A 24,773-nucleotide genomic window follows, 5' to 3' on the forward strand; every position below is an offset into this window, starting at 1 on the left:
ATCACCAACGTGCGACCGGGAAGCGACCGGAAACCTCCAAGCAGGCTCGCGCAGGTGTCAGACTTTCCCCATGACAGACGCAGTCGACGGGAAAATCCTCCGCGCCCTCCAGTGCGCGCCACGCGCCTCGTTCCGGCTGGTCGGCGAGGTGGCCGGGGTCTCGGAGCAGACCGCGGCCCGACGCTTCCACGCGCTGCGCCGCGCCGGGGTGATGCGGGTGGTCGGCCTCGTCGACCCGGCCGTCCACGGCGACGCGCGCTGGGTAGCCCGGATCCGCTGCCGCCCCGACCGGGTCGGCCCGCTGGCCGACGTACTCACCCGACGGCCCGACATCGCCTACGCGGGGCTCGCGTCCGGCGGTTCGGAGATCATCTGTGTCATCACCGCGCCGGTCCATGTGCCGCGCGACGACGTCCTGCTCCGCCAACTGCCCAAGTCGGCATCGGTGTTGGACGTCAGCATCGACCTGCTCATCCATCCCTTCGGCACGACGGGCCGAAGCGACTGGACGGGCTACGGCGGTCACCTCACGCCCGAGCAGATCCAACTCCTCGTCGGAGACCGGCCGTTGACCCCCACCGGACCGCCTGTACGCCTCACCGACGAGGACACCCCGCTCCTCGACGCGCTCGCGGAGGACGGCCGCGCCACCCATACCCAGCTCGCCGATGTCACCGGTTGGTCCACGGCCCGTGTGGCTCGCCGCCTGGAGGCGCTGGAGCACTCGGGCGCCCTCACCTTCGACGTCGAACTGCTCTCCGCGCAACTGGGGTTCGCCCTCAACGCCACCCTGTGGCTGCGCGTCGCCCCCGCCCGCCTCGCACACGTCGGCGAGGAACTCGCGGACCACGCCGAGGTCGCCTTCGCCGCCGCCATCAGCGGTGAGTCCAATGTGATGGTCGTCGTGATCTGCCGTGACACGGAGGACCTGTACCGCTATCTGACCACCAAGGTCGCCGCGGTCCCGGGCGTCGACGGCTACGCCGTGAGCATCCACGTGCACCGCCTGAAGCAGGCCACCTCGCTGATCTCGCGCGGTCGGCTGGTGCCGCCGGCGTTCGCGTAGGGCGGCCGGGAAGCACCGGGCCGGACCACCCGCGGCGGCGGGTGATCCGGCGGACGGGCATGGTGCCGTGGTGCGGGTCAGCGCTTCGTGTAGATGAAGCCGACCTTGTCCAGCTCGTCGCCGGAGCGTCCGTGGAAGCCGGCGATCTGCCAGCCGGACGGGGCGGTGCGGGTCACGCAGTCCGAGGTGGTGGTGCCACCGGCCAGGGTGTTGCCCAGGTTGGTGGTGAACTTGGCGTAGAAGATCCGCGTGGTGTCGTTGTACTTGCTCTCGCACAGGTACGCCGACGTCACGTACTCGCCGCTGCCCAGCGTCAGCGAGGACGCGGTGCCGCCGGTCCCGCCGTGGGTGAGCGTGGTGCCGTTGGCGAGGGTGATGCCGACCTGGTCGACGCGGGAGCCGGAGCGCAGCGAGATCTTGGTGGCGCGGGCGGCGGCCGGGACGCTGTCGATGTCCTGGTAGTAGTCGCCGTGCGGGCCGCCGAACTGGTCGCTGAGCTGGAAGTCCGCGTTCTGCGACCAGGTGAAGCCGACCGTGATCGGGTCGTGGTCGGAGAGCATCAGCCCGTCGGAGGTGAGGAACTTGGCGTGCTCGTTGTTGTACGAGGTCGCGTTGAGCGTCACCAGCTTGCTGCTGCGGTAGAGGACCTTGTCCACGACCTCGCAGGTGTTGGGCACGGTGGCCCCGGTCTGGTCGCACACCAGCGCGTCGCTGCCCTTGACCGGTGCGACGCCGCCGCGGATCAGCTTGACCCAGGCGTCGGTGAGTCCGTTGGCCGCGCCGAACTCCGCGATGGTGTCGGCGGCGCGGGTGTAGCGGGTGTTCGTGTCACCCATCACCACGACGGCGTTGCCCGCCGAGTGGGTGCTGATGAACGAGGTCAGCTGGCTGAGGTTGTCGGCGCGGGAGGCCTCGTCGCCGTCGTTGGTGCCGGCGTTGGTGTGCAGGTTGTAGAAGTCGACGTACACACCCTCGGAGAGGCGCTCGCGCATGAACGTGAAGCCCTTGGGGGTGAGGCAGTCGCCCGAGTCGATCTGGCAGGAGTTCCAGTGGACGCGCTCGAAGTCGTCGCCGTCCCAGGCGTAGTTGGAGACGGTGTTGAGCCCGCTGCCGATGCCCGCGCCGCCGCTGGTCGCGGTGCGGTAGGGGTGGGTGTCGGTGGAGTACAGGTAGGCGTGGTAGTTGAAGTCCTCCTGCACGTTCACGATGTCGTACGGGGCGATGCGCGTGCCGATCGCGGTGGTGCTCGTGTCGCGCGGCGTCGAGGCGCTGGACAGCGACTCGGGCAGCCCGGCGACGTTGTAGCTGAGCACGCTGAAGCTGCCCGAGGTCGCGGCGGCGGCCGGTGTGGCGGCAGCCACCGTGAGCCCGCCCAGGGCCGCGGCAGCGGTCGCCAGACAGGCGAGAAGTCTGCGCATGGGGAAGTGCCTCCTGCGGAGTGACAGAGGGGGAGGGTGGTGCGGCGGTCATGTCAAAATGTAGCGACAAGCGCTTGCTGTGACTCCCCTCCGGCTGCACCGAATTGGGAATTCCGCGTGACACGGAGGTGGCCAAGTGCCCTTGCGTGCCCGTTTGTTGTCAGTGCGGGCGGATACCGTCCCGGGCACGGGCGCTCCGGGAAGCGCTTCACGCTCGGCCTCGCCGCTAGGACCTCGCCAAATGCCGCATCGTCAGCGCCAGTTGGAGCCTCAGTCGCCCCTGCGGAGTGCGCACCGGCCAGCCGAGCAGGGACTCCGCGTGGGTCAACCGGTCCTGGAGCGTGGAGTGGTGGACGTTGATCTCGGTGGCCGCCGCGCGCAGGCTCGTGGTGGCGGCGACGGCGTGCAGAGTGGCCAGCAGCCAGGGCGCGTTCGCCGCCGCCGCTTCCAAGTCGTGGACGTCGGGCGGCGGTTCGGCACCCGGTGCGACCAGTTCGGCGAGGAGGGTGATGCCGCCGAGCGCGTCGGCGTGCACGATCCGCTCGCCGGGGTCCTGAGCGGTCCCGTCGGCGGTGAAGCGGAGGGCGGTGCGGGCCGCGGCCCACGAGCGGGGCAGGTCCAGTACGGGGACGGCCGGGCCGATGCCCAGTCGTCCGGCAGGCAGCTCGGCGTCCATCGGGACCCGGAGCGCGTGCGCCGGAGGCGGCTGCGGATCGCCGTCCTGGTGCGGGGCGAGCGACACCGGCCGCGCGCTGATCGTACCGGTGGCCCGCGGCGCGGTGACGACTCGGGGCCGCCCGTCGAGCGGGGCGACGACACGGGCCCGGGTCGCGGTGTCGGCCACGTCCAGACCCAGACGGCGGGCCGCGTGCAGCCGGGCCGACTCGGGGGCGGTGGCGTCGAGCAGCGTCTCCACCAGCTCCGGGTCGTCGGCGGAGACCCGGCCCCGGGTGCGGTCCAGCACGAGTCGTACCGCACCGGCCGCCCGCTCCAGGATCACCGCGTCGACGACGCTGGGCGCCGCGTCCGCCGTACGCTCCAGCCACAGCGCCGAAGCACCGCCCGGTGTCAGCGCGGCGGACGGCCAGGCGGGGTCCGGCGGCTCCGCGGTGTCCCTGCGGGTGCCGTCCGCCTCGACCCGCACCCGCACCCGCCGTTCGGCGTCGATCAGCCTCGCGGCGCACCCGGCCAGTACCGCCGCCCCACGCACCAGCGCCTCAAGACCGGCCCGCGACTCGGCGAGCCGGTCGAAGTAGCCGATGACCCGCACGGCGGCACCGGCGTCCGGATCCAGCGCGGTCAGGCGCCCGGCCAGCTCTTTCATATCCCCATGGTGCGTCATGGAACCGGAGTAAAGGAGTCCGCGGACCAGGTTCCGTCGAGGGCGTGGCACGCGGGGGGAGTGCGGAGGCGGTCTCCCGTGCCGCTTACGTCCCCAACAGCCGCCGCAGCCAGCCGACATGCGCGGCCCGTGCCGCCTGAGACAGCGCCGCCTGCGGGGCGAAGCCGTCGAAGCCGTGGAAGCCGCCGGGCCAGACGTGGAGTTCGGCGACTCCGCCCGCCTGCCAGAGGCGGGACGCGTAGGTGACGACCTCGTCGCGGAAGGTCTCCGCCGAGCCGACGTCGAGGAAGGCCGGGGGCAGGTCGGCGAGGTCCTCCGCGCGGGCCGGTGCGGCGTACGGGGACACGTCGGGGCCGCCGCGGCGGTCGCCGAGGAGCGCGGTCCAGCCGGTCTCGTTGGCCGTGCGGTCCCAGACGCCGACGCCGACCATCTGATGCGCGGAGGGGGTGTCGTTGCGGTCGTCGAGCATGGGGCACAGCAGCAACTGGCCGATCGGGCGCGGGCCGCCGCGATCCCGGGAGAGCAGGGCGAGCGCGGCACACAGACCGCCGCCCGCGCTCGCGCCCATGATGACGATCCGCTCCGGGTCGCCGCCGATCTCCTTCGCGTGCTCCGCCGTCCACAGCAGACCGGCGTACACGTCCTCGATCGGCGCGGGATGCGGATGTTCGGGTGCCAGCCGGTACTCCACCGACACCACCACCGCGTCGAACTCCCGCGCGTACTCCAGTGCCCCGGTCACCCCGACCCGTCTGTCGCCGAGCACCATGCCGCCGCCGTGCACGTGATAGATGACGGGCAGCGGTCCGGCGGTCGCGGGCGCGGCCGGGCGGCCGATCAGCAGCGTGACGGCGGGCTCGCCCACCGGACCCGCCACCTCCCGGTCCTCGATGTCGAAGGCCCCGTCCAGGGTCAGGTCCATCTCCATCGACTGGGTGATCGCCGGGCCCCGGCGGATCTCTTCGATGTCCTCCAGCGACATCCCGGGCGAGATGAACTCCTTGATCAGCTCCAGGGCCGCGGTGAGTTCGGGGTCGAACGGGGGCGGGGGCGGGACGGACGTCATGCGCTTCTCCTCACGCTGGGCGCGGCGGCTCGTACGGCCATGCTCCGCGCTGTTGCCCCCGATCCGCCCGCCGCCGTCCGGCGGAACCTCTCCGCCGGACGGCGGGTGCCCGGTCAGGACGTGACCTGTTGTTCACCCGCGGGACGTGGAAAGGATCCTCTACGCCGACAACGATGTCCAAACCCCCACGGACCGTCCCGTACCAGGAGCACCAGTGAACGTCTCCCTCACCGTCTGGCTGCTGACGATCGCCGCCCTGTGCGCACTCGTCGGAGTCGACTTCCTCATCGGCCGCAAACCCCATGACGTGTCGATCCGGGAAGCGGGCACCTGGACCGTGGTCTGGGTCGTCCTGGCCTGCCTGTTCGGGCTCGGGCTGCTGATCTTCGGCGGGAGCGGGCCCACGGGCGAGTTCTTCGCCGGGTACATCACCGAGAAGTCGCTCAGCGTCGACAACCTCTTCGTCTTCGTGCTGATCATGGGCAAGTTCGCGGTGCCCTCGCAGTACCAGCAGCGCGTCCTGATGGTCGGCGTGCTCGTCGCCCTGGTGCTGCGCGCCGGCTTCATCGCGGCCGGCGCCGCCATCATCTCCACGTTCTCCTGGGTGTTCTACCTCTTCGGCGCGTTCCTGATCTGGACCGCCTGGAAACTCGTCCAGGACGCCCGCAAGGGCGGACACGAGGAGGACTACGAGGAGAACAAGCTCCTCAAGATCGCCGAACGCCGCTTCGGAGTGGCCGACCGCTACCACGGCACCAAGCTGTTCATCACGGAGAACGGCAAGCGGATCATGACCCCGATGCTGGTCGTGATGCTCGCCATCGGCTCGACCGACGTCCTCTTCGCGCTCGACTCGATCCCCGCGATCTACGGCCTCACCCAGGACCCGTACATCGTCTTCACCGCCAACGCCTTCGCCCTGATGGGCCTGCGCCAGCTCTACTTCCTCATCGGCGGCCTGCTGAAGAAGCTGGTCCACCTCAGCTACGGCCTGTCGATCATCCTCGGCTTCATCGGCGTCAAGCTGGTGCTGCACGCCCTGCACGAGTCCGGGGTGCACGTCCCGCAGATCTCCATCCCCTTCTCGCTGGGCTTCATCGTGCTGGTGCTCGCGGTGACGACGTTCACCAGCCTGCGCGCCACGAGGACGCAAAGCGCTTGACTTCGAGAACGCTCGAAGACCTACCGTCACGAAGGACGGTGAAGGTCCGGACGAACTGCGAAACGGAGTCGGACATGCGGGTCGGTGTGCACATCAACCGGTTCAACCATCCCGGAGGGCCCGCGGCGATCGGGCCCGAGCTGGCCGCCGCGGGCGTCGCGGCCGAGGCGGCGGGCGTCAGCTGGCTCTCGGTGATGGACCACTACTTCCAGATGGAGTTCAACGGCGGCGCCGAGGACGCCATGCTGGAGGCCTACACGACCCTCGGCTTCCTGGCCGGCCACACCTCCACGGTCCGCCTCGGCGCACTGGTGACCGGTGTGACGTACCGGAACCCGGGGCTGCTCGCGAAGATCGCCACCACCCTCGACGTGCTCTCCGGCGGCCGGGCGACGCTCGGCATCGGGGCCGCCTGGTACGACCGTGAGCACCACGGTCTCGGCGTGCACTACCCGCCGGTCGCGGAGCGTTTCGAGCGGCTGGAGGAGACCCTGCGGATCTGCCTCCAGATGTGGGACCCGGACAACAACGGGCCCTTCGAGGGCGAGCACTACCGGCTCGCCGAGACCCTGTGCGTGCCCGCGCCGGTCAGCAGCCCGCACCCCGAGATCATGATCGGCGGCAGTGGCGAGAAGAAGACCCTGCGGCTGGTCGCCCAGTACGCCGACGCCTGCAACCTGATCGTGTCGACACCGGACGAGCTGCGGCACAAGCTCGACGTGCTGCGCGGTCACTGCGACCGGCTGGGGCGCGACTACGACCGTATCCGCAAGACGATCGTCCACATGGGGGAGTCGGTCACCACGGGCGACCTCGACGCGTTCCTGGCGGAGATCGACGGCTTCACCAAGCTCGGTGTCGACACGGTGATCCTGGGCCCGCGCACCGGCGAACCGGCCGAGTGGATCGAACGGTTCGTGGCACCCGCGGTACCGCGCCTGGCCCAGCTGGACTGACGTCAACCGACGGGAAAGGGGCCGGAGTTCATGGGAACTCCGGCCCCTTCCACGGTGAATCAAGGAGCCTCGGTCAGGCGGCGACGGCCTCGCCCGCGTGACCCTTCAGCTGCGAGAGGACCTCGGTCAGCTGGGCGACGACCTCGGCGTCCTCGGACGGGTGGGTCTCGGCGAAGCGGACCACGGAGCTGGGGATCGAGAGCTTCAGCTCCTCGATCACCTTGCCGCCGGCGATGCCCACGGCCTTGCGGGCCTCGTCCTGCGCCCACACGCCGCCGAACTGGCCGTAAGCGGTGCCGACCACGACGACCGGCTTGCCGCCGAAGCCGCTGGCGCCGTAGGGGCGGGACAGCCAGTCGATGGCGTTCTTCAGGACGGCCGGGATGGTGCCGTTGTACTCGGGGGAGAAGAAGAGGAACCCGTCCGCGTCGGCGGCGGCGGCACGCAGCTTGGCGGCGGCGGCCGGGACATCGCCCTCGACGTCGATGTCCTCGTTGTAGAACGGGATGTCGGCGAGACCCTCGAAGATCTCGATGTCGGAGCCCTCGGGCGCGAACTTCACGGCGGCCTCGGCGAGCTGGCGGTTGTGCGAGCCGGCACGCAGGCTGCCGACGAGCGCGAGGATACGAACAGACATGGAAACTCCAAGGGGGGCTGAAACACTGCTGTAACGATCCGGACCGAGGTCCGTTTAAAAGTTGTACCAGCCTAAGCGGACCGCGGTCCAGTTCTGTTCCCGGTGCTTTACGCTGTCTTCATGTCCAGCGCCCTGCCCCCCTTCCCGAAGCCCGAGGAGTCCATAAGCGAACCCCAGCTGCTGGAGGTCCGCTCCTTCGGCGACGAGCCGTGCCTGCGCGCCGACGCGGCCCGCAACCGGGCCAAGCTGCTGGAGGCCGCCGCCCGCCTGATCGCGGAACACGGGGTGGCCGGCGTCACCATGGAGGCGGTGGCAGCGGCGGCCCAGGTCGGCAAAGGGACCGTCTTCCGCCGCTTCGGCGACCGCACCGGCCTGCTGATGGCCCTGCTCGACCACTCCGCGCAGACGCTCCAGGCCGACTTCATCGGCGGCCCGCCGCCCCTGGGCCCCGGAGCCCCGCCCGTCGAGCGGCTGCGGGCCTTCGGTGTGGCCGTGCTGTACCGCAACGCCGAGCACCTGGACCTGCAACTGGCCGCTCAGCCGGAGCCCACCCGCCGGTTCGCCCACTCCGCGCTGTGGGCACTGCGCACCCACGTCATGATGCTGCTGCGGCAGATCCTGCCCGACGCCGACTGCGAGCTGCTCACCCAGACGCTCCTGGCGTATCTGGACCCCGCCCTGATCAACCATCTGACCCGGCAGTGCGGAATGCCCATGGAACGTCTTGAGGCCGGCTGGATCGACCTCGTCGCCCGCGTGACCGCGACACCGCCGCCCTGCTGAGTCCGCCTCAGGCGTGGCCCGCGAACATGTCGAGGATGCCCTGCGGGGCGTCGGCCCGGAACATCAGCTCGCCGTTGGCCGCCGAGTCCGCCGCCGACTCCTCGCTGCGCGGGAACAGCTTCTCCTCGTAGGCGGCGAGCGCGGCCTCGGTGTCGCCCGGGTGCGCGGCCAGCGCGAGGCCCAGTTCGGCCCCGTCGAACATCGCCAGGTTGGCGCCGACGCCCGCGAACGGGGACATCACATGGGCCGCGTCGCCCAGCAGCGTGACCCCGGGCACCCGGTGCCAGCGGTGCCCGATCGGCAGCGCGTGGATCCGCCGCGGGGTCAGCGGCCCGTCCGCGTCGCCGAGCAGCGCCCGCAGGCTCTTGTCCCAGTCGGCGAAGTGCCCGAGCGTGTACGCCTTCGCCGCCTCGGTGTCCGTGAAGTCGACCTCGTCGAACGCGTTCTCGGGGACGGCGAGCGCCACATAGATGTGCAGGCTCCCGTCGGTCTCGCGGTGGGCCAGGAAGCCCTTGCCCGCGCCGAGGGCCATCAGCATGCCGTCGCCGACCACCTCGGCGCTCACCGGATGCCGTAGGGCGGCGTCCGGCAGGTCCGCCTCGACGAACGAGATGCCGGTGTACGCGGGCAGCGCGTCCGAGAGCAGCGGCCGCACCCTGGACCAGGCGCCGTCCGCGCCGATCAGCAGGTCGGTGGTGAAGGAGGTGCCGTCGGAGAGGGTCACCTCGTGCCGGCCGCCGTCCAGCGGGTGGGCGTCGGTGACTTTCGCGCCCCAGCGGACGGTGCCCTCGGGCAGGGAGTTCAGCAGCAGGTCGCGCAGCTGGCCGCGGTCGATCTCGGGGCGCCCACTGGTGCCGTCGTCGGGATCGTCCAGCAGGACCGTGGCGGCCTTGTCGAGGACGCGGGTGGCCTCGCCGCCCGGGTTGACCAGGGCGCGGAACTCGTCGTACAGGCCGGCCGCGCGCAGCGCCGGTTGCCCCGAGTCGTCGTGGATGTCGAGCATGCCGCCCTGGGTGCGTGCGGCGGGGGAGGCGTCGAGGTCGAAGACGGCGGCCTCGACGCCGTTGACGTGCAGGACCCGGGCGAGCGTGAGCCCGCCGAGTCCGCCGCCGATGATCGCGAGGGGGTGGTGGGGTGTGGTCATGATGGGCCTCCTTGAAGTAAGCGTGAAACAAGGTCAGTTGGGGACTGCGGTCCGTTCGATCCCGGCGATCAGTGCCTGGAATCTCCAGGACAGACGGGCCTCGCCCGCCCCGGACAGCAGCTCCGCGGAGCGGGCCGCGATGTGCGGGTGGGTCCGGTCGGAGACGTTGCGCAGGGCGTCGGTCAGGGCGTCCCAGTCGTCCCGGGGGGTGTCTTCGGCCGAGTGCTCGGCGGCCGTCGCGGTGGCCTGCTGGAGCAGCAGATCAACCCCCCACGCGGCCTGGGCGGGCGGAACGCCTCCCTCGTCGAGCAGGGCGAGCAGGCTCTCGATCAGGTTCAGGTAGTGCGGGCCGCTGGGCCAGGCCGTCAGCGCCGAACGGGCGAGGCTCGGGTGCTGGAAGAGCATCGCGGTGTACGCGGTGAGGACCTGCTCCAGGCGCTCGCGCCAGGTGCCCTCGGCCGGGACGGGCCCGATCGTGCCGAGCAGTTCGTCGAGAACTGCCGCGTGCAGCTCCGCGGTGTTGCGGACGTACACGTACAGCGAGGCCGGACCGGTGTCGAGTTCCTGGGCCAGGCGCCGCATGGTGACCTTGTGCAGGCCTTCGGCGCGCAGCACCGCCACCGCGGCGGCGACGATGCCTTCCCTGTTCAGGGCGGGTTTCGCCGGGCGTTCGCGGCGGCTGCGCGGGGTGTCGGGGCGAGCTGTCATGCCTTCACAGTAACGAACATGTTCGCTCCGAACAAGTTCGTGACGAACATGTTCGTGAAATCCCGGACCATGTTGCGGTTGTGACGACCGTTCCCCCGCCGCGCTGCCCGCCCCCGGCTTCTGCCAAGATGCCGTACGTCATGGTGCAGATACCGAATACGCCCGCAACCCCGTCGCCCGCACCGCGCTCCGTGCCCACGAGCGCCGATGTGGCCCGCCTGGCCGGGGTCTCACGCGCGACCGTCTCCTACGTCCTCAACAACACCAGCGCCGTACGGATCAGCGAGCCCACCCGTCGCCGCGTCCACGAGGCCGCCAAGGAACTGGGGTACGTCCCGCACGCGGCGGCCCGCAGCCTGCGCGCCGGACACAGCCGCATGGTGCTGATGCCGGCGCCGCCCATGCAAGTGGGGCTCCTCTACAGCAGGTTCATCAACGAACTCCAGTGGGCGCTCAGCCGCCTCGACTACACGGTCGTCCAGCACGGTTCCGTGGGTCTGCGCGGCGACGAGGCCGCCCGCGCCTGGGCCGAACTGCGCCCGGTCGCCGTCCTGGTGCCCGGCGCCGGACTCGGTCCGCAGGGCGTCGCGGTCCTCAAGCGCTCCGGGGCGCGGGCCGTCATCACGCTCGGCCCCGAGCCGATCGAGGGCGCCCACGTCCTGCTCCTGGACCACGAGGGCGTCGGCCACTCCGCCGGCACGCACCTCTACGGCCGCGGCCGGCGCCGGATCGGTGTGGTCGTGCCCGAGGAGCCGGGGATGGGGATCTTCTCCCGGCCCCGCCTCGCTGGCGTGCGCCGCGCGCTGGTCGGCACGGACGCCACGGTGACCGAACTCCCGCTCGCCTACAGCGAGGAGAGCGCCGCCAAGACCGCCGCCCAGTGGGACGCGCTCGGCCTCGACGCGGTGTTCGCGTACAACGACGAGTACGCGATGCTGCTGATGCGCGCCCTCCAGGACGAAGGCGTCCGCATCCCCGAGGACACCGCCGTGATCGGCGCCGACGACCTGATGATCGGCCGGCTGCTGCGACCGCGTCTGAGCACCGTCCACATCCAGCTCCCGTCCGGCGGCGACCTCGCCGAACTCGTCGACAACGCCGTCCGCGACCCCGGCTCGGTGCCGGGCGTGCACGAACTGCTCGGCGCCTCGGTGGTGCACCGCGACTCCAGCTGAACCGGATCCGACGACCGCGGTCCGGGGGCGAACGCGCCGTACGCGACTAGAATGTTGCGTGCTCAACCAGACAGGGGGTGCGTTCGATCACGGATGCGGTCCTGACGTCTGCGCCGGATCACCGCATCCCGTCACGCGCACGACCCGGGACTCCAACTACCCGCGCGGGTCCCGCCGTTGACGGATCGGAGAGCCGCCATGCCCCTGCTCGACCCCAAGATCTGGCAGTCCCGCCCGCTGTCGGGCCCCGAGTACCCGGTCACCGAGCCCGCCACCGGCGACCAGCTCGCCACCGTCACGCTCGCCGCCGCCGAGGACATACGCCCCGCCGTGCGGGCGGCCGGAGCCGCGCAGGCCGAGTGGGCGCGCGTCCCGCACTTCGTCCGCGCCGGAGTGCTGCGCAGGGCCGGCGATCTGTTCGCCGCGCACGCCGAGGAGTTGCGCGAGTGGCTCGTCCGGGAGTCCGGGTCGATCCCCGGCAAGGCGGACTTCGAACTGCACGTCGCCGCCCAGGAGTGCTACGAGGCCGCCGCGCTCGCCTCCCGCCCCACCGGCCAGGTCCTCCCCTCGGAGGCGTCCCGGCTGTCGTACACCCGGCGTGTCCCGGTCGGAGTCGTCGGCGTGATCGCGCCGTTCAACGCCCCGCTGATCCTCTCCATCCGCTCGGTCGCCCCCGCCCTCGCGCTCGGCAACGCGGTCGTCCTCAAACCCGACCCGCGCACGGCGGTCTGCGGGGGACTGGCCCTCGCGGCGGTCTTCGCGGAGGCCGGCCTGCCCGACGAACTCCTCCAAGTCCTGCCCGGCGGCGCGGAAGTGGGGTCCGCACTGGTCGCCGACCCGCAGGTGCCGGTCATCTCCTTCACCGGCTCAACCACGGCCGGGCGCGCGGTCGGTGAGGCGGCGGGGCGCCATCTCAAGCGCGCACACCTGGAGTTGGGCGGGAACTCGGCCCTGATCGTGCTGGCGGACGCCGACCTGGACGCGGTGATCTCCACGGCGGCCTGGGGTTCGTTCTTCCACCAGGGCCAGATCTGCATGACGACCGGCCGCCACCTCGTCCACGAGTCGCTCTACGAGGAGTACGTCGAACGCCTCGCCGCCAAGGCCGACTTGCTCGCCGTGGGCGACCCGCACCGCGCACAGGTGCACCTCGGCCCGATCATCGACGCGGCCCAACTCGCCAAGATTCACGGCCTTGTTGAGGCCAGTACCGCGAGCGGCGCCAGGCTCGCGGCGGGCGGCACACACGAGGACCTCTTCTACCGGCCGACCGTCCTCGCGGGTGTCGTCGACGACACCCCCGCCTACGCGGAGGAGGTCTTCGGCCCGGTGGCGCCGGTACGGCCCTTCGCCACCGCGGACGAAGCCGCGTCGCTGGCCGCCGCGTCGCCGTACGGCCTCTCGCTCGGCATCGTCACGCGCGACGCGGCCCGCGGCCTGGACCTGGCGGAACGCATCCCGACCGGGATCGTCCACATCAACGACCAGACCGTCAACGACGAGGCCGTGGCGCCCTTCGGCGGGGTCGCCGCCTCCGGCACCGGCGCCCGCTTCGGCGGCGAGGCCAACATCGAGGCCTTCACCGACGTGCGCTGGACGACGGTGCGCGGAGACGTGGCGTCGTACCCGTTCTGAGCGGTCCGCTCACTTGCCGTTCTGTTCGGCCTGCTCCTGCTGCTCGGCGACCGACTTACGGACCTCGTCCATGTCGAGCTTGCGGGCCTGGCCGATGACGTCCGTCAGGGCCGCCTCCGGCAGCGCGCCGGGCTGGGCGAACACGGCGACACGGTCACGCACGATCATCAGCGTGGGGATCGACTGGATGCCGAAGGCCTGCGCCAGCTCGGGCTGGGCCTCGGTGTCGATCTTGCCGAAGACCAGGTCCGGGTTGTCCTCGGCGGCCTTCTCGTAGACCGGGGCGAACTGACGGCACGGCCCGCACCAGGACGCCCAGAAGTCGATCAGGACGAAGTCGTTGTCCGTGACCGTCTGGTCGAAGTTCTCCTTGGTGAGCTCCACGGTGCTGCTCATGACGTGATTCCCTCTTCCTCGATGTGGGGCGAAGCCGCCTCGGACAACACGGTCGTCCGGGCCCGTATTCCGGGCCCCTACCCGTGTGGCCTCCGCGCACACCACCCAGCAGACTGGCCCCATGACGGAAACGGAATCCATCGAGTACGACGTCGTGGTGGTCGGGGCCGGGCCCGTGGGGGAGAACGTCGCCGACCGCACCCGTGCGGCCGGTCTCTCCACCGCGATCGTGGAGAGCGAACTCATCGGCGGCGAGTGCTCGTACTGGGCCTGCATGCCCAGCAAGGCCCTGCTGCGCCCGGTGATAGCCCGCGCCGACGCCCGCCGCGTGCCCGGCCTCGGCCATCTCGTCCAGGGCCCCCTCGACACCGCCGCGGTCCTCGCCCACCGCGACTACGAGGCCTCGGGCTGGAAGGACGACGGCCAGGTCCGCTGGCTCGACGGCATCGGCGCCGACCTGTACCGAGGCCAGGGCCGCCTCGACGGCCCCCGCAAGGTGACGGTGACGGGCCCCGACGGCGTACGGCACGTCCTCACCGCCCGGCACGCGGTCGCCGTGTGCACCGGCACCCGCGCCCTCCTCCCCGACCTGCCCGGACTCGCCGATGTCAAGCCGTGGACCAGCCGCGAGGCCACCAGCGCCAAGGCCGCGCCCGGCCGCCTGATCGTGGTCGGCGGCGGGGTCGTCGCCGTCGAGATGGCCACCGCCTGGCAGGCCCTCGGTTCCCGGGTCACCCTCCTCGTCCGCGGCAAGGGCCTGCTGCCCCGCATGGAGCCCTTCGCGGGCGAACTGGTCGCCGACGCGCTCACCGAGGCGGGCGTGGACCTGCGCACGGGGACGTCCGTCACGGCGGTGACCCGCGAGAACGGCACCGTCGTCGCCGTCACCGACAGCGGCGACCGCATCGAGGCCGACGAGATCCTCTTCGCCACCGGACGCGCCCCGCAGACGGACGACATCGGCCTCGACACCATCGGCCTGGAACCCGGCTCCTGGCTGACGGTGGACGACTCCCTCCGCGTCGAGGACAGCGACTGGCTGTACGCGGTCGGCGACGTGAACCACCGTGCCCTCCTCACCCACCAGGGCAAGTACCAGGCACGCATCGCGGGCGCCGCGATCGCCGCCCGCGCCGAGGGCGTCCCGCTGCTGGAGACGGACCCCTGGGGCGCCCACGCGGCGACCGCCGACCACGACGCCGTACCCCAGGTCGTCTTCACCGACCCCGAGGCGGCGGCCGTCGGCCTCTCCCTCGCCGAGGCGGAGCAGGCCGGTCACCGCGTCCGCGCGGTCGACGTCGAGTTCTCCTCGGTGGCGGGTGCCGGCCTCTACGCCGACGGCTACCGGGGCCGCGCCCGCATGATCGTCGACCTGGACGACGAGACCCTGCGCGGCGTCACTTTCGTCGGCCCCGGCGTCGGCGAACTGATCCACTCCGCGACCATCGCCGTCGCCGGTCAGGTCCCGATCAACCGCCTGTGGCACGCGGTCCCGTCCTACCCGACGATCAGCGAGATCTGGCTCCGCCTGCTGGAGGCCCACCGGGGCTGAACACCCCTGATGTCCTACGGCAGTTGAAAGCCGAGCGCAGCCGACGCCTCGTCCGGTGTCGGCTGCGCCCAGCGCTCCGCCATCGCCTCGTTGGACGACAGCGAGCGCAGTTCCGCGCGGTCCAGGTAGAGCAGGCCGTCGAGGTGGTCCGTCTCGTGCTGCACGATCCGCGCGGGCCACCCGGTGAACACCTCGTCCACCGCCCGCCCGTACTCGTCCTGCCCGGTCAGCCGCACCTCGGCGTGCCGCGCCACCACGGCCTGCCAGCCCGGCACGCTCAGGCACCCCTCGAAGAACGCGGCGCGACCGTCACCGACCGGCTCGTACGACGGATTGACCAGCACCCGGAACGGCTGCGGCACCCGCCCGCGCACCACCCGCACCTCGTCCGGCACCGGCGCCGGGTCCTCGATCACCGCGATCCGCAGCTCCACCCCGACCTGCGGGGCCGCGACGCCCACACCCGGCGCCGCGTGCATGGTCACGCGCAGCGCCTCGATGAACCGGGCCAGCAACGCCGGCTCCAACTGGCCGTCGAACGGCTCGGTTTCACGCCTGAGCACCGGGTCACCGGCCGAGACGATGGGCAACGGACCGTCGGCGGCGAGGAGTTCCTCGACCCGTTCGGCAAGGGGCGCGCGATCACTGGGAAGTGCCATCGCGCCAGGATGCCATGGCCTCCGGCGCCACCTGATGTGACCCACGCCACGCGAAGTCACGGGAACTCGGGGCCTCGACGCGCCGACTACTGGATCACTACGGCTTCGACACGTCCGGGAGTCGTGCCCGACCGTCCGTCGCCTTCGTAGCCACCCGCCCAGCTTGCCGCCCGCCTGTCGTCCCCCGACCACCGCCGTCCTCGTCCTCCGCCCGCCGGTTCATCCGCCCGCTCCCGGTTCACCCGCATCGCCCTTCGGCCCACCTGCCTCGCCCCTCGGTCCACTTACTTCTGCCCCTCGGTCCACCCGTCTCTGCCCCCGTACCTGGCCGACCTGCCTCTGTCGCCCTCCCCGGTCCGCCCGCCCCCTCGTCCCCTGCCACCCGGAGAAGCCCGCCCATGTCCACCGCTCCCTCGACCGCCCCGGCCGAGGTCCCGCAAGAGCCCGCCCCGGCACCGTCCCCCAGCCGCTGGGCCCCGCTCCGCCCCCTGGTCCTGCGCCTGCACTTCTACGCCGGAGTGCTCGTCGCCCCGTTCCTGCTCGTCGCCGCGACCACAGGGTTCCTGTACGCCGGTGCCTTCCAGGCCGAACGGATCGTGTACGCCCATGAGTTGACCGTCCCCGTCGGCGACCGCGAGCTGCCGATCTCGCAGCAGGTGACCGCCGCCCGCAAGGCACACCCCGAGGGCACGGTCTCGGCGGTCCGGCCCTCCCCGAAGGCGGGCGCCACCACCCGCGTCATGCTCTCCGGCGTCGCGGGCGTCCGCTCCGACCACACCCTCGCGGTGTTCGTCGACCCGTACACCGGGAAGGTGCGCGGCGCGCTGGAGCAGTACGGCTCGACCGGCGCGCTCCCGCTGCGCACCTGGATCGACGACCTCCACCGCAATCTCAACCTCGGCGAAACCGGCCGCCTGTACAGCGAGTTCGCCGCGAGCTGGCTGTGGGTCATCTCGGCCGGCGGCCTGGTGCTGTGGTTCTCCCGCCGCCGCGCCCTGCGCAAACTGCGCGGCACCAGCGGACGCCGTCGCACCCTCGGCCTGCACGGCACGGTGGGTGTCTGGGCCGCCGCCGGGTTCATCTTCCTCTCGGCGACCGGACTGACCTGGTCGACGTACGCGGGCGCCAACATCGACGAACTCCGCACCTCCCTGGGCCAGTCCACGCCCTCGGTGTCCGCCGCGGCGAGCGGTGAGCACGCGGGGCACGGCGGCTCCACCGCGACCGGCGACGCCGAACACGGAGTGGGCCTCGACAAGATCCTCGCCGCCGCGCGGGCCGAGGGGCTGGGCAACCCCGTCGAGATCGTCCCGCCCGCCGACGCGAACTCGACGTACGTCGTCAAACAGGTCCAGCGCAGCTGGCCCGAGAAACAGGACGCGGTCGCCGTCGACCCCACCACCGGCAAGGTGACCGACGAACTCCGCTTCGCCGACTACCCGTTGCTAGCCAAGCTGACCCGCTGGGGCATCGACCTGCACACCGGCGTCCTCTTCGGACTCGTGAATCAGATAGTCCTGATGCTGCTCGCCCTCTCGCTGATCCTGCTGATCGTGTGGGGCTACCGCATGTGGTGGCAGCGCGGCCGGGGTTCCTCCTTCGGCCGCCCGATCCCGCGCGGCGCCTGGGCCCAGCTGTCCCCGCTGGTCCTCGTCCCGTGCCTGGCGGTGATCGCCGTACTCGGCTATTTCGTCCCGCTGTTGGGCATTCCGCTGGCCGCGTTCATCGTCGTGGACGTGGTGCTCGGCGAGATGGCCCACCGGCAGGGCCGCCGGACGTACGCGAAGCAGTGACACGGACGAAGGGGCCCGGTTCCGTCAAGGAATCGGGCCCCTTCACTTACGTCACCGCGTCTCAGACCTGGGCGAAGTCACCCGCGAGCGCCGAGGCGATCCGCAGATGCGGTCCCGCCTCCTCGTGCCGGCCCTGCCGCTCCAGCGTGCGGCCCAGCATCAGCCGCGCGTAGTGCTCGACCGGGTCGCGCTCCACGATGACCCGCAACTCGGTCTCGGCGCGCCGCAGTTGGGCCGAGTGGTAGTAGGCGCGCGCCAGCAGCAGGCGCGGTCCGGTCTGCTCCGGCACCTCTTCGACCAGCCCGCCCAGCACCCGGGCCGCGGCGGCGTAGTCCTTGGCGTCGAAGAACATCTGCGCGCGCTCCCAGCGCTCCGCCGGTGTTCCGTGGTCGTAGTACGTCATGTCCACTTGACCTCCTTCGACGCCCTCAACGGACCATGTTGGTTGAATATTCCACTACTCCGCTATGGCGGCCAGCTCGGCGTTGGCCCGCTCGGTGACCAGGGTGAGAACGCGACCGGCGGCCAGCAGGTCCTCCTCGGGGAGGTCGCCCCAGACCCTGGCGCTCGCCGCGCTCGTCTCCTTCGTGATCCGCTCGAACAGCTCCCGGCCCGCGTCCGTGATCCGCACGTCGGACGCGTCCGTCCCGAGCAGCCCGGCCGTGATCAGTTCGTCGATGGTGGCCTGCACGGAGTCCTCGTCGACCTTCAGCGCCGACGAGGTGTCCGCGGCGAGCTGCCCGCGGTCGACGGGCCCGGCGGCGAGGGCGACCGGCCGCAGGGTGATCTGCTGCTGGAAGCCGACGCCGTGGCGGACGAGGACGCTCTCCAGGACGGCGCGGGCGGCGTAGTGCGCCAGACCGAGCATGCGTGCGTTGGCGGGGGTCGTGGTGGCGGTGGTCATGACTGCTCCTTCTCGTGCTCACTCGCGGGGTTGAGGGGTGTGTCGAGCAGAATCGCCAGGTCCCGGCCGAACTCCCGGGTCCGTTCGCTGTCGAGGCCGCCGAGCGGTTCCAGCAGTTGCTCCAGAAGGCCGTGGACGACCTTGATCGCCCGCCGGGTCACCTCGCGGCCCTCGTCGGTGAGGGCCAGTTGGACGGCGCGTGGATCGCGGGGGTCCCGGGTGCGCTCGACGAGGCCCGCGGACTCCAGGGCGCGGGCCAGCTTCGACACGTAGAGGGCTTCGAGTCCGGTGTGGTCGGCGAGGTGCCGCTGGCTGGGGCGCAGCCCGGAGCGGTGCATGCCGTACAGCGACGCCACCAGGGAGTACTGCGCATGGGTCAGTCCCAGGGGTGCCACCGCGCGGTCGACCGCCACACGCCATTTCATCGACAGTCGCCAGACCAGGAAACCGGGCGTCGCGCCCTCGGATGCCGTACTCATGACCGATACAGTACATGGATACTATATCCATGGCTACTATTTTTCGGACGGAGCGGCGACGGCGGGGGAGCGGCCCCGGGGGATCGACCGGCGCTTGACGGACTGACGTAAGGGCCTCGACGGGACTAGGTTGTCGCCATGAGCAATCTTGATCGCGAAGCGGTTCCGGCCCTGTGCGGCGGCCGCGGTTTCGTGGTGGCGGAGCCCGTCCGTGAACTCCTCAGCCCTCGCAAGGTCCAGCTCGGCGAGTCCACCGAAGTCCGCCGGCTGCTGCCCAACCTGGGCCGTCGGATGGTCGGCGCCTGGTGCTTCGTCGATCACTACGGCCCCGACGACATCGCCGACGAGCCCGGCATGCAGGTGCCGCCACATCCTCACATGGGTCTACAGACCGTCAGCTGGCTGCACGAGGGCGAGGTGCTGCACCGCGACTCGACCGGCAGCGTCGCGACGATCCGCCCGCGCGAACTGGGCCTGATGACCTCCGGCCGGGCGATCAGCCACGCCGAGCAGAGCCCCAAGACGCATGCCCGGTTCCTGCACGGCGCACAGCTGTGGGTCGCCCTCCCCGACAGCGACCGCCACGTCGAGCCGCACTTCGAGCACCACGCGGAGCTGCCGGTCGTCACGGCGCCGGGCCTGCGCGCCACGATCGTCCTCGGCGACATCGACGGCGCGGCCTCGCCCGGCACGACGTACACCCCGATCGTCGGCGCGGACCTGGCCCTCACGGCCGGCGCGGACGTACGCCTGCCCCTGGAACCGGACTTCGAGTACGCCGTCCTCGCCATGTCCGGCGAGGCCCACGTCGACGGCGTCCCGGTCCTCCCCGGCTCGATGCTCTACCTCGGCTGCGGCCGCACCGAACTCCCGCTGCGCGCCGCGTCGGACGCGGGCCTGATGCTGCTGGGGGGCGAGCCGTTCGAGGAGGAGCTGATCATGTTCTGGAACTGGATCGGACGGTCCCAGGAAGAGATCGAGCAGGCGCGTGCGGACTGGATGACGGGATCGCGGTTCGGCGAGGTGAAGGGGTACGACGGCGCGCCGCTGCCGGCCCCCGAGCTGCCCCCGCTGGCGTTGAAGCCGCGGGGGAGAGTGCGCTGACGGGGCTACGGCGCGGCGGTCGCTTGCGGTGAGCGGAGTACCAGCAGGGTGATCTCGCTGGGGGCGAAGACGCGGAACGGTGGGCCCCAGAAGCCGGTGCCGCGGCTGGTGTAGAGCAGTGTGCGGGAGCCGTGGCGGCTGAGACCGGCCAGGGCGGGCTGGTCGAGGCGGACCAGGTGGTGGAAGGGCCAGATCTGGCCGCCGTGGGTGTGGCCGGACAGCTGGAGGTCGATGCCCGCGGCTGCCGCCCGGTCGACGAACTTGGGCTGGTGCGCCAGGAGCAGGACGGGCAGGTCGGGGTCGGCGCCGTCCAGGGCTCCGGCGAGGTGGGCGCGGTGGCCCGCCAGACCGGAGGACTCGGCGGTGACGTCGTCCACGCCGGCGACCACGAGGGTGTCGCCGCCGCGTTCGAGCAGCAGATGCCGGTTGCGCAGCGGCTCCCAGCCCAGCTCGCCCATCAGGTCGACCCAGCCCTGGGCCTCGCTGTAGTACTCGTGGTTGCCGGTGACGTAGACCCGGGCCTTGGTGGCTCGCACGGTGCCGAGCGGAACGGCCTGGGCGCGACGGCGTTCGGCCGTGCCGTCCGCGATGTCGCCCGTGTGGCAGACCAGGTCGGCCTCCAGGGTGTTCACGGTCTCGCACACCCGCTCCGACCAGCGGGCGCGGTCGAGCGGGCCGTAGTGGGTGTCGGTGATGAGGGCGACGCGGGTGCCGTCCAACCCGGCGCCCAGTCGCGGGAGTTGGACGTCGAGGCGGCGCACGCGGGGCACGCGGCGGGCCTCGGCGTAGCCCCAGGCGAGCAGTACGGCGGTGGTGCCGAGGACGGCCCAGCTGACGATGCGGGCCCGGTCCTGGCTGTCGCCGACGCCGGCCACGGTCAGGGCGAGCCGCAGCAGGACGCCGAGCAGCACGGACCAGGTGAACAGGATCCAGCTGCCGCCGAGGAGCGTGTCACCGAGGATCGCCATCCGGTCCTGCTGGCGTCGGCCGTGGCCGCGCATCATCGCGAGCGGCATACCGACGAGACCGAGGACGAACAGGGCGGTGCCGGTGAGCGTGACGGCCAGCGGCCAGTGCTGGCCCGTGTACAGGAGCACCCCGCAGGGCACGGCCCACAGCAGGACCGGGGCGATCAGGGGGAGGTAGCGCATCAGGCGGTGCAGCAGGCTCCGCCGTGGAACGTGCGCTTCGGTGTCGGCGGGGCGGGTGTCGCTGGTGTCGGTCACGCCTCCCACTCTAGGTAGGGCCACCACCGCCGGACACGCCCAGGGTGATGTCGTCGGCGTAGTAGTCGCCCTGTGCGTACCAGCCGTGGACGTAGATCGTCGCGCTGGTCTGGGACGGGCCCGTCGTGAAGGAGACGGTCAAGCGGCTGTAGCCGGACGGGGACGTGGTCCAGGTGGAGGTGCCGCCGCTCACACCCAGGTAGACGTAGGAGCCGCGGACCCAGCCGCTGAGCGAGTAGGTGGTGTTCGGCTGTACGGCGACGGTCTGGTCGCACTGCGCGGTGTCGCTCGAACTCACCGTCCCCTTGAGGGCTTTGGAGCCCGAGTGGACGGGGGAGGAGACGATCGAGCCCGGGTTCCCGGCGCAGTTCCACGGCGAGCTGCCGCCCGACTCGAAGCCGGGGTTGGTCAGGGCGTCGGGAGTCCCGACCGCGCTGGGGGCGGCCGAGGTCGGTGCGGCGGACGTCGGGGCGGTCGACGCGCTCGCCGAGGGCGCGGCCGGGGCGGCCTCCGTATGGCTCGGGATCAGGAGAGAGCAGCCGAAGCCGACGACGGCCGCCGCGGCGACCGCGATCAGCACGGCCGCCCGGCGCTGACCGGGTCCCAAACGGGGGCGGACCGCGGGGAGTTGCTCCGCCGTCCCGCGGCCGGGGACGGGCGGGAGTTCCTCCGTCTCGCCCTCGGGCGAAGTGCGCGGGACGGGTGCGGGCTCGGTCGCGTGGCCGCGGTAGTGCTCGTCCTGGCGTATGTCGTCGAGGAGTTGGGCCAACGCGGCGGTGCTGCGCGGGCGCAGCACACGAATGGGCTCCAGCGCGGTGCGGTCGTCCGCCGACTCGGACCCGGGCGGTATGGGCACGGCGCTCTCCTTACGTCACATCCCGTGGCAGAGACCGGAGTTGTCCCTGCGGATGGATACGCAACGTCCGCCACGGAGGTTCAGCCGGGAACTCCCACCACCGCCGCGCGGGCCGCGCCCACCAGCGCGGCGTCCCCCGCAGGGCCGGCGGGTGTCATCGCGCGAGGGGGTCGGACCCCGGCCGCACTCGCGGCACGCGAGTCGTCCGGTGTCCAGCCCCCGACCCCGAGACCGGCGGTCAGCGCCGGGGCGACGAGGTCCCAGGAACGGGCCATCGAGCCTCCGACTACCAGCGCGGTCGCGCCGAAGGCCAGCAGGCGCGGGCCCAGCACGGCGCCCAGTCCGGTGAAGACGCCGTCCAGCACCCGCCGGGCCCGCTCCTCTCCCGCCCTGGCCCGTTCGGCGATGTCGTGCACATCGGCGGCGGGGTCGCCGTAGCGGGCGAGGATCGCACGGCGGGAGACGGTGTCCTCCAGCGGTCGGCCGTCGATCTCGGTGAGGTCCATCCGGCCCTCGGGCGGTACGCCGGGACCCGCCTCGCAGATGCGGCCGTCGGCCAGGAACGCCGAGCCGACACCCGTGCCGAGCGTGATGCCCACGGCCCGGCGATGCCCCCGGACGGTGCCCGTGGACCACTCGCCGGTCAGGAAGGCGTGGGCGTCGTTGAGGAACACGACGTCGCCGGGGCGCTGTCGCAGTCCGTGCAGGAGTGCCGCCCGGACGTCCGTCCCGTACAGGGCGTCGAACTTTCCCACGCCCCGGAAGAGGGCGACCCCCCTCGCGTAGTCGAACGGCCCGGGCACCGCGACGCCCCACCGTGCGCCGGGCGGCGCCGACAGCCCGTCGGCGCAGCACCGTACGACGTCGAGGATGTCCTCGGCGGCGCCGTCCGCGTCGAGCGGCTCGCGCGCACGGCCGGTGACCCGCCCGTCGCGCAGGTCGACGAGCGCGGCGGTGACATGGGTGCCGCCGATCTCCAGGACAGGGATCAACGGACCAGCGCCTTCACGACCCGCACCGGGCCGTCACCGGTCGCCCGCAGGGTGTACGGGCCGACCGCGGCGGGCACGGTCAGGGTCTCCGCGTAGGCCAGTTCGTGCCGGTCTCCGGCCGCCGTGCGCACGGTGACGCCATCGCCCTCCACCACGTTCAGGATGTGGAACCGCCCCTGTGTGTCGTCGACGGCCTCGGCGTCGGCGTCCAGCACGAAGCGCCTGACCTCGTAGAACATCTCGGCCAGCCCACCGATGACCTCCTCCCGCCAGCCCGTGCCCTCGCGCAGAGTGCGCGGCTGCTGCACCAGGTCGCGGGCGACGGCCGCACCACGCCGTCCGGTCTCCAGGTTGGCGAACCCGTGCTCGTAGGGCAGCGGGCGCGGGTTGCCGTCGGCGCCGGGCCGCAGCCAGTCGTAGAACCGCAGGCTGTAGAGGTACGGGGTGGCGCTGATCTCCAGCACGAGGTTGCCCGCGCCGCTGGCGTGCGGGGTGCCCGCCGGGATCATGAACAACTGGCCCTGCTCGGCGGGAAAGGCGAGGACGTGGTCCTCGGGGTCCATGGGGACTCCGTCGCTGATGGCCCGCTCCACCTCCTTGCGGAAGACGTCGACGTCGGCGTCCTCGCGCAGCCCGAGATACACCTTCGTGTCGGTGCTGCCAAGGGTCAGGTAGTACGTCTCGTGCTGGGTGTAGTCCCAGCCGAAACGCTCGCGCATGTACGACTCCTTGGGGTGGCAGTGCACGGAGAGGCTGCCGCCGCCGACGGTGTCCAGGTAGTCGAAGCGGATCGGGAACGACGTACCGAAGCGGGCGTGCACCTCCGCCCCCAGCACGCTCAACGGCTCAAGTACGCACATGAGTTGGAACGGCACCTCGGCCTGGGCCTCCGGCCCGGTGCCGATGAGGACGCCCGCCTCGGGCGCGATCAGCTCGTAACCGAGCGCGGTGTTGCGGGAGTCGGGGTTGAAGCCGAGTTCGCGCTGTGCCCAATGGCCGCCCCAGGGCGTGGAGTTGAAGTACGGGCGGGTGCGGTGGGGACGGCGGGCCAGGGTGGCGCAGGTGGCGCGCAGCCCTGCTCCGTCGAGCCACGCCGGCTGGCCGGGGTGCTGCATGTCGAGCCAGCCGTCGAGGCGGCGGGCGAGCGCGTCGCGGTGCCGGTCGAGCATCGGCCAGTCGATGTAGAAGAGACGTCTGAAGTCGGGCTTCTCGTCCGGCAGACCGAGGTTGGCGCCCGTCTCACCCGCGCCGACGGCGGCCTCCGCATAGCGCTTGGGCACATCGGCGTACCAGAGCACGTCGTGCTCCACGAGGGCCGCGCCGGGCCCGTAGACGAGGAGTAGTCCTTCAGAAGGCAGTGCGGACGGCGGCAGGTTCTCGAAGAGGTCGTCGAGGGAGTTGTCGGCGAGCTTGCGGAAGTAGGGGTCGTCGGCGTCCTCCGGTCGCTCGGTACGGCTGCTGACGAGTGCCGGCGGTGCGTAGTGGCTGCGGAGGTCCAGCAGGGTGACGGGGGTGCCGCGCCCGGTCAGTTCGTGTGCGAGGCGGTCGGCGAGGAGCGACCAGTCGACGGACGGGGGGCCGTCGACGGCCACCACCGCGCGGCCGTAGGGGAGTTGGGCGGCCACCGCCTGCCAGCCCGTGCGGAGGACGGCCTGCGGGGCGGGGGCGTAGCGCGGATCGAGCCGGTACACGGAGTCTCCTTCGGGGGCCGGAGCGGCGG

At 71.8% G+C, this 24,773-nt stretch carries 23 protein-coding genes and 1 pseudogene; 9 read left to right on the forward strand and 15 right to left on the reverse strand.

Going from position 1 to position 24,773, the window contains the following annotated elements; genetic code table 11:
• The first annotated feature begins 70 nt into the window (after positions 1 to 70).
• Complete coding sequence (locus tag ACWIHT_RS28550; RefSeq protein ID WP_456171154.1) at positions 71 to 1,066, forward strand: Lrp/AsnC family transcriptional regulator; 996 nt, start codon at positions 71 to 73, stop codon at positions 1,064 to 1,066.
• Positions 1,067 to 1,143: 77 nt separating this feature from the next.
• On the opposite strand, the gene ACWIHT_RS28555 is transcribed toward ACWIHT_RS28550, so the two are convergent.
• The 3 genes from ACWIHT_RS28555 to ACWIHT_RS28565 all read right to left on the reverse strand — a co-directional run bounded on the left by ACWIHT_RS28555 (position 1,144) and on the right by ACWIHT_RS28565 (position 4,892).
• The gene (locus ACWIHT_RS28555) at positions 1,144 to 2,484 is read right to left on the reverse strand and encodes a jacalin-like lectin (RefSeq protein ID WP_399115838.1); all 1,341 of its coding nucleotides are present in this window, start codon (positions 2,482 to 2,484) and stop codon (positions 1,144 to 1,146) included.
• Between the two features lie 226 nt (positions 2,485 to 2,710).
• The gene (locus tag ACWIHT_RS28560; RefSeq protein ID WP_456171155.1) at positions 2,711 to 3,808 is read right to left on the reverse strand and encodes a helix-turn-helix domain-containing protein; all 1,098 of its coding nucleotides are present in this window, start codon (positions 3,806 to 3,808) and stop codon (positions 2,711 to 2,713) included.
• A gap of 103 nt (positions 3,809 to 3,911) precedes the next feature.
• On the reverse strand, positions 3,912 to 4,892 hold the full coding sequence (locus tag ACWIHT_RS28565; protein WP_456171156.1) for an alpha/beta hydrolase: 981 nt from the start codon (positions 4,890 to 4,892) through the stop codon (positions 3,912 to 3,914).
• 214 nt (positions 4,893 to 5,106) lie between these two features.
• Between ACWIHT_RS28565 and ACWIHT_RS28570 the strand changes: the two genes are divergently transcribed.
• Together ACWIHT_RS28570 and ACWIHT_RS28575 are read left to right on the forward strand one after the other, a co-directional pair.
• Positions 5,107 to 6,054 (forward strand): TerC family protein, encoded by a 948-nt coding sequence (locus tag ACWIHT_RS28570; RefSeq protein ID WP_456171157.1) that lies wholly within the window; start codon positions 5,107 to 5,109, stop codon positions 6,052 to 6,054.
• Between the two features lie 74 nt (positions 6,055 to 6,128).
• A complete protein-coding gene (locus ACWIHT_RS28575) occupies positions 6,129 to 7,010 on the forward strand; it encodes an LLM class F420-dependent oxidoreductase (protein WP_456171158.1) in 882 nt (293 codons plus the stop codon).
• A 73-nt stretch (positions 7,011 to 7,083) separates the two neighbouring features.
• Here ACWIHT_RS28575 and ACWIHT_RS28580 read toward each other — a convergent pair whose 3' ends face one another.
• Positions 7,084 to 7,647 carry an NAD(P)H-dependent oxidoreductase gene (locus tag ACWIHT_RS28580; protein WP_456171159.1) on the reverse strand — a complete coding sequence of 188 codons (564 nt, stop codon included), beginning with the start codon at positions 7,645 to 7,647 and terminating at the stop codon, positions 7,084 to 7,086.
• Between the two features lie 102 nt (positions 7,648 to 7,749).
• Between ACWIHT_RS28580 and ACWIHT_RS28585 the strand changes: the two genes are divergently transcribed.
• Positions 7,750 to 8,430, forward strand: coding sequence for a TetR/AcrR family transcriptional regulator (locus ACWIHT_RS28585; protein WP_456171160.1), 681 nt, complete (start codon positions 7,750 to 7,752; stop codon positions 8,428 to 8,430).
• A 7-nt stretch (positions 8,431 to 8,437) separates the two neighbouring features.
• Here the strand turns inward: ACWIHT_RS28585 and ACWIHT_RS28590 are convergent, their stop codons facing one another.
• Together ACWIHT_RS28590 and ACWIHT_RS28595 are read right to left on the reverse strand one after the other, a co-directional pair.
• A complete protein-coding gene (locus ACWIHT_RS28590; protein ID WP_456171161.1) occupies positions 8,438 to 9,574 on the reverse strand; it encodes an FAD-dependent oxidoreductase in 1,137 nt (378 codons plus the stop codon).
• A gap of 33 nt (positions 9,575 to 9,607) precedes the next feature.
• On the reverse strand, positions 9,608 to 10,282 hold the full coding sequence (locus ACWIHT_RS28595) for a TetR/AcrR family transcriptional regulator (protein ID WP_456171162.1): 675 nt from the start codon (positions 10,280 to 10,282) through the stop codon (positions 9,608 to 9,610).
• Between the two features lie 140 nt (positions 10,283 to 10,422).
• Between ACWIHT_RS28595 and ACWIHT_RS28600 the strand changes: the two genes are divergently transcribed.
• Positions 10,423 to 11,457 carry a LacI family DNA-binding transcriptional regulator gene (locus tag ACWIHT_RS28600; RefSeq protein WP_456171163.1) on the forward strand — a complete coding sequence of 345 codons (1,035 nt, stop codon included), beginning with the start codon at positions 10,423 to 10,425 and terminating at the stop codon, positions 11,455 to 11,457.
• Between the two features lie 198 nt (positions 11,458 to 11,655).
• Positions 11,656 to 13,092 (forward strand): aldehyde dehydrogenase family protein, encoded by a 1,437-nt coding sequence (locus ACWIHT_RS28605; protein ID WP_456171164.1) that lies wholly within the window; start codon positions 11,656 to 11,658, stop codon positions 13,090 to 13,092.
• A 9-nt stretch (positions 13,093 to 13,101) separates the two neighbouring features.
• On the opposite strand, the gene trxA is transcribed toward ACWIHT_RS28605, so the two are convergent.
• Positions 13,102 to 13,488: a thioredoxin gene (gene trxA, locus ACWIHT_RS28610; RefSeq protein WP_456171165.1), complete on the reverse strand. Its 387-nt coding sequence runs from the start codon at positions 13,486 to 13,488 to the stop codon at positions 13,102 to 13,104.
• 121 nt (positions 13,489 to 13,609) lie between these two features.
• On the opposite strand from trxA, the gene ACWIHT_RS28615 reads away from it, so the two are divergent.
• A complete protein-coding gene (locus tag ACWIHT_RS28615) occupies positions 13,610 to 15,040 on the forward strand; it encodes a dihydrolipoyl dehydrogenase family protein (RefSeq protein WP_456171166.1) in 1,431 nt (476 codons plus the stop codon).
• A 14-nt stretch (positions 15,041 to 15,054) separates the two neighbouring features.
• Here the strand turns inward: ACWIHT_RS28615 and ACWIHT_RS28620 are convergent, their stop codons facing one another.
• Positions 15,055 to 15,699: a peptide deformylase gene (locus ACWIHT_RS28620; RefSeq protein WP_456171167.1), complete on the reverse strand. Its 645-nt coding sequence runs from the start codon at positions 15,697 to 15,699 to the stop codon at positions 15,055 to 15,057.
• A gap of 398 nt (positions 15,700 to 16,097) precedes the next feature.
• On the opposite strand from ACWIHT_RS28620, the gene ACWIHT_RS28625 reads away from it, so the two are divergent.
• The gene (locus ACWIHT_RS28625; protein WP_456171168.1) at positions 16,098 to 17,492 is read left to right on the forward strand and encodes a PepSY-associated TM helix domain-containing protein; all 1,395 of its coding nucleotides are present in this window, start codon (positions 16,098 to 16,100) and stop codon (positions 17,490 to 17,492) included.
• Between the two features lie 61 nt (positions 17,493 to 17,553).
• On the opposite strand, the gene ACWIHT_RS28630 is transcribed toward ACWIHT_RS28625, so the two are convergent.
• The 3 genes from ACWIHT_RS28630 to ACWIHT_RS28640 are packed head-to-tail and all read right to left on the reverse strand — an operon-like array spanning position 17,554 to position 18,875.
• Positions 17,554 to 17,901, reverse strand: coding sequence for a tetratricopeptide repeat protein (locus ACWIHT_RS28630; protein ID WP_456171169.1), 348 nt, complete (start codon positions 17,899 to 17,901; stop codon positions 17,554 to 17,556).
• Positions 17,902 to 17,949: 48 nt separating this feature from the next.
• Positions 17,950 to 18,396: a helix-turn-helix domain-containing protein gene (locus ACWIHT_RS28635; RefSeq protein ID WP_456171170.1), complete on the reverse strand. Its 447-nt coding sequence runs from the start codon at positions 18,394 to 18,396 to the stop codon at positions 17,950 to 17,952.
• On the reverse strand, positions 18,393 to 18,875 hold the full coding sequence (locus ACWIHT_RS28640) for a MarR family winged helix-turn-helix transcriptional regulator (protein ID WP_456171171.1): 483 nt from the start codon (positions 18,873 to 18,875) through the stop codon (positions 18,393 to 18,395). Before ACWIHT_RS28640 ends, ACWIHT_RS28635 begins: the two co-directional genes overlap by 4 nt.
• Positions 18,876 to 19,013: 138 nt before the next feature.
• Here ACWIHT_RS28640 and ACWIHT_RS28645 point away from each other — a divergent pair, with 138 nt between their 5' ends.
• Positions 19,014 to 19,979, forward strand: coding sequence for a pirin family protein (locus ACWIHT_RS28645; RefSeq protein ID WP_456171172.1), 966 nt, complete (start codon positions 19,014 to 19,016; stop codon positions 19,977 to 19,979).
• Between the two features lie 5 nt (positions 19,980 to 19,984).
• Here ACWIHT_RS28645 and ACWIHT_RS28650 read toward each other — a convergent pair whose 3' ends face one another.
• The 4 genes and pseudogenes from ACWIHT_RS28650 to ACWIHT_RS28665 form a co-directional block, all read right to left on the reverse strand.
• Positions 19,985 to 21,205 (reverse strand): metallophosphoesterase, encoded by a 1,221-nt coding sequence (locus tag ACWIHT_RS28650; protein ID WP_456171173.1) that lies wholly within the window; start codon positions 21,203 to 21,205, stop codon positions 19,985 to 19,987.
• A 19-nt stretch (positions 21,206 to 21,224) separates the two neighbouring features.
• Positions 21,225 to 21,734, reverse strand: a pseudogene (locus ACWIHT_RS28655) (carbohydrate binding domain-containing protein); the annotation flags it as partial.
• Between the two features lie 407 nt (positions 21,735 to 22,141).
• Positions 22,142 to 23,053, reverse strand: a complete 912-nt coding sequence (locus tag ACWIHT_RS28660; RefSeq protein ID WP_456171174.1) for an ROK family protein — start codon at positions 23,051 to 23,053, stop codon at positions 22,142 to 22,144.
• The gene (locus ACWIHT_RS28665) at positions 23,050 to 24,744 is read right to left on the reverse strand and encodes a class I mannose-6-phosphate isomerase (RefSeq protein WP_456171329.1); all 1,695 of its coding nucleotides are present in this window, start codon (positions 24,742 to 24,744) and stop codon (positions 23,050 to 23,052) included. The genes ACWIHT_RS28660 and ACWIHT_RS28665 overlap by 4 nt, the downstream gene beginning before the upstream one ends.
• Positions 24,745 to 24,773 lie beyond the last annotated feature (29 nt).

Source organism: Streptomyces sp. NPDC002276 (assembly GCF_053891435.1).

Excerpts from the sequence above, each read along its gene's own strand:
- ACWIHT_RS28620 (WP_456171167.1), bottom strand. The coding sequence starts at position 15,699 with ATGGCACTTCCCAGTGATCGCGCGCCCCTTGCCGAACGGGTCGAGGAA.
- ACWIHT_RS28605 (WP_456171164.1), top strand. The coding sequence starts at position 11,656 with ATGCCCCTGCTCGACCCCAAGATCTGGCAGTCCCGCCCGCTGTCGGGC.
- ACWIHT_RS28635 (WP_456171170.1), bottom strand. The coding sequence starts at position 18,396 with ATGACCACCGCCACCACGACCCCCGCCAACGCACGCATGCTCGGTCTG.
- ACWIHT_RS28595 (WP_456171162.1), bottom strand. The coding sequence starts at position 10,282 with ATGACAGCTCGCCCCGACACCCCGCGCAGCCGCCGCGAACGCCCGGCG.
- ACWIHT_RS28550 (WP_456171154.1), top strand. The coding sequence starts at position 71 with ATGACAGACGCAGTCGACGGGAAAATCCTCCGCGCCCTCCAGTGCGCG.
- ACWIHT_RS28590 (WP_456171161.1), bottom strand. The coding sequence starts at position 9,574 with ATGACCACACCCCACCACCCCCTCGCGATCATCGGCGGCGGACTCGGC.
- ACWIHT_RS28560 (WP_456171155.1), bottom strand. The coding sequence starts at position 3,808 with ATGAAAGAGCTGGCCGGGCGCCTGACCGCGCTGGATCCGGACGCCGGT.
- ACWIHT_RS28575 (WP_456171158.1), top strand. The coding sequence starts at position 6,129 with ATGCGGGTCGGTGTGCACATCAACCGGTTCAACCATCCCGGAGGGCCC.
- ACWIHT_RS28645 (WP_456171172.1), top strand. The coding sequence starts at position 19,014 with ATGAGCAATCTTGATCGCGAAGCGGTTCCGGCCCTGTGCGGCGGCCGC.
- ACWIHT_RS28565 (WP_456171156.1), bottom strand. The coding sequence starts at position 4,892 with ATGACGTCCGTCCCGCCCCCGCCCCCGTTCGACCCCGAACTCACCGCG.
- trxA (WP_456171165.1), bottom strand. The coding sequence starts at position 13,488 with ATGAGCAGCACCGTGGAGCTCACCAAGGAGAACTTCGACCAGACGGTC.
- ACWIHT_RS28600 (WP_456171163.1), top strand. The coding sequence starts at position 10,423 with ATGGTGCAGATACCGAATACGCCCGCAACCCCGTCGCCCGCACCGCGC.
- ACWIHT_RS28640 (WP_456171171.1), bottom strand. The coding sequence starts at position 18,875 with ATGAGTACGGCATCCGAGGGCGCGACGCCCGGTTTCCTGGTCTGGCGA.
- ACWIHT_RS28580 (WP_456171159.1), bottom strand. The coding sequence starts at position 7,647 with ATGTCTGTTCGTATCCTCGCGCTCGTCGGCAGCCTGCGTGCCGGCTCG.
- ACWIHT_RS28625 (WP_456171168.1), top strand. The coding sequence starts at position 16,098 with ATGTCCACCGCTCCCTCGACCGCCCCGGCCGAGGTCCCGCAAGAGCCC.
- ACWIHT_RS28555 (WP_399115838.1), bottom strand. The coding sequence starts at position 2,484 with ATGCGCAGACTTCTCGCCTGTCTGGCGACCGCTGCCGCGGCCCTGGGC.
- ACWIHT_RS28615 (WP_456171166.1), top strand. The coding sequence starts at position 13,610 with ATGACGGAAACGGAATCCATCGAGTACGACGTCGTGGTGGTCGGGGCC.